The 4,431-nt window shown below is 69.8% G+C and carries 5 protein-coding genes and 1 pseudogene; 3 read left to right on the forward strand and 3 right to left on the reverse strand.

Annotated features, from left to right (window positions below):
- Positions 1-338, reverse strand: a pseudogene (locus tag D471_RS35430) (ABC transporter substrate-binding protein); the annotation flags it as partial.
- A gap of 557 nt (positions 339-895) precedes the next feature.
- Between D471_RS35430 and D471_RS0121195 the strand changes: the two are divergent.
- A complete protein-coding gene (locus tag D471_RS0121195; protein WP_026127937.1) occupies positions 896-1,138 on the forward strand; it encodes a hypothetical protein in 243 nt (80 codons plus the stop codon).
- Between the two features lie 117 nt (positions 1,139-1,255).
- Here D471_RS0121195 and D471_RS0121200 read toward each other — a convergent pair whose 3' ends face one another.
- Entirely contained in the window at positions 1,256-2,563 is a 1,308-nt protein-coding gene (locus D471_RS0121200) for a L,D-transpeptidase (RefSeq protein ID WP_017600481.1), read from the reverse strand.
- Between the two features lie 309 nt (positions 2,564-2,872).
- Here D471_RS0121200 and D471_RS0121205 point away from each other — a divergent pair, with 309 nt between their 5' ends.
- Both D471_RS0121205 and D471_RS35435 read left to right on the forward strand, forming a co-directional pair.
- On the forward strand, positions 2,873-3,196 hold the full coding sequence (locus D471_RS0121205; protein WP_017600482.1) for a DMT family transporter: 324 nt from the start codon (positions 2,873-2,875) through the stop codon (positions 3,194-3,196).
- A 113-nt stretch (positions 3,197-3,309) separates the two neighbouring features.
- A complete protein-coding gene (locus tag D471_RS35435) occupies positions 3,310-3,921 on the forward strand; it encodes a TetR/AcrR family transcriptional regulator (RefSeq protein WP_017600483.1) in 612 nt (203 codons plus the stop codon).
- Here the strand turns inward: D471_RS35435 and D471_RS35440 are convergent.
- A partial coding sequence (locus tag D471_RS35440; RefSeq protein WP_017600484.1) for a helix-turn-helix domain-containing protein occupies positions 3,857-4,431 on the reverse strand: 575 nt, incomplete at its 5' end. The genes D471_RS35435 and D471_RS35440 overlap by 65 nt on opposite strands.

Genomic DNA, 4,431 nt, shown 5'->3' on the forward strand with positions numbered 1-4,431 from the left:
CCCAGCGTCGGTCCGGGCAGGTAGGCGGTGGCGTACCAGGGCTGAGCCGCACGCGTGTCGTGGGCGAGAACGGGGGCGATGCAGCGGGCCCGGACCCGGCGCATCAGTTCGATCTCACTGGCGAAACGGGACCGGAACTCGGGGTCGTTCGCGTACTCGGCCCGCACGAGCTTGATCGCCACCCAGGCACCGCGGGGGTCGGTCGCCGCCAGGACCACGCCCATGCCGCCCGCGCCGAGCCTGCCGTGGACGGCGAACGGCGGGGTCACCCGGGGGTCGGTCGGCTGGAGCGGGGTCAGACCGGGCGGTACTCGGGGTGGGTGGGGCGGGCGGGCCATGGAAGTCCTCGGGGTTTGGGGGCCTCCACCCCGCGGTACGGCGTCGGTCACGTCCCACGGGAGGAAATCGGTCACGCGGTTGGGACGCCTCCTGGGCCCCAGCCGTTCACCCTAGCCCGGGGCCGCGGACGGGAACGACACCCGCGCACGCGCTGGGGGGCGGAGACGCGCTGGTGACATGAATACCAACACACGCCTCAGAACACGAGAGACAAACACTAATTTCACATACGTGATTTAGTGCATGTTTCTCCTACTCGATGCCCGTGAGGGGGAGAATTCGCCTGCGGTAAACCTTCTGTTTGGTTCCGGCCACGACGCCACAGGAGTAGAGTCCGGAAACGCGGACAGTACGGTGCCCCGGCACCCGCGCCCGTTCCCCGGAGCACTCCGGGTCTCGGCATTCTCGCCGCCACCCTTCAGCGATTCTCGTGGCCATCGGTCGACGACGCGGTCACGCGCCCCGGGAAACTGGTCCATCACGCGCGCACGGCGCGCCGCGTTCGTTCCGGGACACACCGTCCTCACATTGACGCGACCAGATCCAGGGGACTCCCATGGCCTATTACCGCATTCATCTCAATGACGGCTCCTCCCACACCCTCCAGGCGGTGCGTATGCGCACCGACGCGCACTGCCTCTACCTGGAGGAGCGCACGGCGGGTGCGTGGCGCGAGGTGTTCACCAACCCGCTCACCGAGATCGACCGCGTCCAGCGCCGCTTCACCGAGAACGACGGCACCTGGACCTGGCTCAACGAGCGGATGCCCGCGCCCATCGGCGGTGTGCGCGCCTGGTGAGCCGGGAGCTCCGCGTGAGGGGGCGAGCATCCCGGGGGCGGAAACGAACCAGGGGCGCCGGGAACCCGCGGCGGGTTCCCGGCGCCCCTGTCGGCGCCTCTGAATGAAGGATGTCGGTTACAGGCCCTCGCCGTGGGGGGAGCCGGTGGTCCCGGAGCCGTCGGTGGTCTGCTCACCGGTCAGGCTGGCGTCCAGCCACTCTTCCCAGGACATCTGGTAGTAGCCCCAGCCGTTGTTCCACTCCAGCTCGCGGTCGGTGCCGGTGGTCTCCAGGACGTCACCCATGAGCGTGTTCTCGAAGATCCACCGGGCGTCCTCCATCCGCAGGTTCGTGCAGCCGTGGGAGGTGTTGGCGGAGCCGATGTTGCCGTTGTAGGAGGCCTCGTGGAGGAACTCGCCGCTGTTGGAGGTGCGGACGGCGTACTGCACGTCGACCTTGTAGGAGTCCGGGGAGTCGGCGGGGATGCCGACCGTCGACGAGTCCATGGTCAGCTGCTCGTAGCGCTCCATGAGCACGTGGGTGCCGGTGGTGGTGGTGTAGATGCGCTGGGAGGCGTCGCCGTTGCTGACCGGGATGACCCGGTCCTGCTCGCCGTCGATGTTGACGGCCATCTCGTGGTCGGGCACGTGCATCGTCAGGATCAGCTCGCGGCCGATCTCGAAGTCGATCTGGTAGTCGCGCACGCCGTAGACACCCTCGGACGCCTCGACACCCGCCAGGTGGAGGTCGACGGTGACGTTCTGGTGCGGTTCCCAGTACTCCTCGGGGCGGAAGACGGCCAGCTGGTCCGACACCCAGTTCCAGGCGCCCGCGATCTCCTCGTCCGCGACCACCTCCATGGAGCTCTCCACCTGCTCCTTGTTGGTGACGGGCAGGTCGAAGCCGACCACCACGGGCATCCCGACCCCGACGGTGTCGCCGGCCTTCGGGTAGGTGGTGTAGGGGTCCACCTCCAGTCGCTGCCCGGGGGTGGCGTCGACGGTGGTGAAGGTGTGGGAGAGCTCGGTCTCCTCACCAGCCGCGTTCGCCGCGGTGGCGGTGACGACGACCTCGGCCCCAGGACGGACGTTCCAGTCACTGACCCATTCGGTCTCGCCCTCGTTGAGGGTTCCGGTCATGGGCAGGAGGTCGGTCTCGTCCGCCCCGGCACCGGTGAGGGAGGCCTCGCTGACGACGTTCTGCTCGACCTGGACGTCGGTGATGACACCGCTCTCGGCGGTCACCCGGATGGGGGAGTTCGGAGCGACCTCGGCGCCGCCGTCCTCGGGGGTGATCGACAGCGTCGCCGGGGCGGCGTCGACGGTGGAGTCCTCGCTGCTCTGGGGTTCGGCGTCACCGGACGTACAGGCAGTGGCCGCGAGCGCCAGCGCCATCAGTCCGATGCCGAACCGACGCGTCACCGCCGGGGTGGTGTTGCCCGTCACGTCTGGACCTCCATCTTGAACGCCGGGTGCCTAACGCACGCTGTCGATAGTGAGACGCGCGAACGCCGAAAAGGTTCGGAACTTCCGCGGATCGGTATAGAGAGGTGATCCCGGGCGCGTGGGGCGAACGCACCGGAACAGCCGACCATACATCCCAGGGGTAGGGGGCCGATCCTCCGGTCCCGAGATTACGGTCATCCGAGACCCCCCACGCACACAGACCGATCATATCCGGGAATACCTGAGCGATCGCGCAGGTTTCTGGGTACTATCTGGAGCATTCGATCAGGTTTGTCTGAAGGGGGTCCCATGCCCTGGATCTGGCTGTGCGGCGCGATCATCGCCGAGGTCGCCGCGACGACGTCACTCAAGTTCTCCGAGGGTTTCACCCGGCTCGTCCCCTCGGTCGTCGTGGCTGTCGGATACGTCACGGCCTTCGCCATGCTCTCCCAGTCGCTGAGCCGGGGCATGGCGCTCGGCGTGGCCTACGGCGTGTGGGCGGCGGCGGGCATCGCCTTGGTCGCCGTGATCGGCGTGATGTTCCTCGGTGAGTCCCTCACCTGGGTGCAGGTGGGCGGTATCGCCCTCATCATCGGCGGTGTCATGGCCCTGGAGATGGGCGGCTCCCACTGACCCCGCGCCCCGTCGACCGAGGAAGGGCCCCGTCGGCTGGACGCACCCCTCCCGGCGGTGACGCCCTCGTCCCGGGCCCTGTCAGCCGCGGGCATGACTGGACACCACGGACAATGGGACACGTGAGCGAGACCGAGCACATCACCGACGGCCGGCGGCGCAAGGGCGAACAGCGCCGCCGCCTCCTCCTGAACGCCACGATGCGGATCATCGAACGTGAGGGCGTGGCCGCCGTGAGCCAGCGCCGGGTCGCGGCCGAGGCCGAGGTGCCGCCGAGCGCGGTCACCTACTACTACGCGGCCGTGGACGACCTCCTGGTGGACGCCCTCACCAGGGTCAACGACACCTACGTGGCCGCGATCGCGGCGCTGCCCGACGATCCCGACGACGCCCTGCGCGGATTCGCCGCCCTGGTGGCCACGGGGTCGGACGCCGACCGGGCGCACGTGATGGCCGAGTGCGAGCTCTTCCTCATCGCCGCCAGGCGGCCGTCCATGCGGACCCAGATCAGGCGCTGGAACCAGGCCGTGGACGCCTTCCTCGCGCCCTACCTGCCCGACCCGGTGGCCAGGGCCGGGGCCGCCGCCGCCATCGACGGCCTGTTCCTGCGCTGCTGCACCGTCGAGCCGGCGCCGAAGGTGGACGAGGTGCAGGCGGTCCTCAGCCGCCTGGTGTCCCCTGGCTCCGCCCCAGAGCCGCGTACCGGCCCGGGGGCGTCCCGATGACGGAGGTGAACTCGCGGGTCAGGTGGGACTGGTCGCTGTAGCCCAGCTCAGCGGCGAGCGCGCCCCAGTCCGGCCGTTCCCCTGACCGGGCGCGCTCTGCCGCCTCGTAGAGCCGGTAGCGGCGGATCACCGTCTTGGGCGGGAGGCCCACGTGGTCGGCGAACCGGCGTTGCAGGAGACGCACTCCGATCCCCTCACGACCGGCCAGGGCGGACACGCTCACCACCGACGGGTCGGCTGCCAGCCGGTCCACGAGGTCGGCGGTGTCCTCCGCGGGGTGGCGCCGACCGGGGAGCCGCGCGGCCAGGAGGCCGTCCATCCACGCGATCAGGGACTCGGGGCCGTCGTGGTCGGGGACCTCCGCGTCGAAGAGCTCCGACCACGGCAGGGCGGCGTCGACGATCGTGCTCATGGGGCGACCGAGGAAGGGCCGGAACCCGGCGGGGCGAAACATCACCCCCAGTGCCCAGCCGGATCCCTCCAGCCGACGGGGGACCACGCGTGTGGCGG

The organism is Nocardiopsis lucentensis DSM 44048 (assembly GCF_000341125.1).
In the GTDB taxonomy this organism is placed as follows: Bacteria; Actinomycetota; Actinomycetes; order Streptosporangiales; family Streptosporangiaceae; genus Nocardiopsis; species Nocardiopsis lucentensis.

What these genes read in the sequence shown, in the direction of transcription:
- D471_RS0121195 (WP_026127937.1), top strand. Translation starts at nt 896, where the DNA reads ATGGCCTATTACCGCATTCATCTCAATGACGGCTCCTCCCACACCCTC.
- D471_RS0121205 (WP_017600482.1), top strand. Translation starts at nt 2,873, where the DNA reads ATGCCCTGGATCTGGCTGTGCGGCGCGATCATCGCCGAGGTCGCCGCG.
- D471_RS35435 (WP_017600483.1), top strand. Translation starts at nt 3,310, where the DNA reads ATGGGACACGTGAGCGAGACCGAGCACATCACCGACGGCCGGCGGCGC.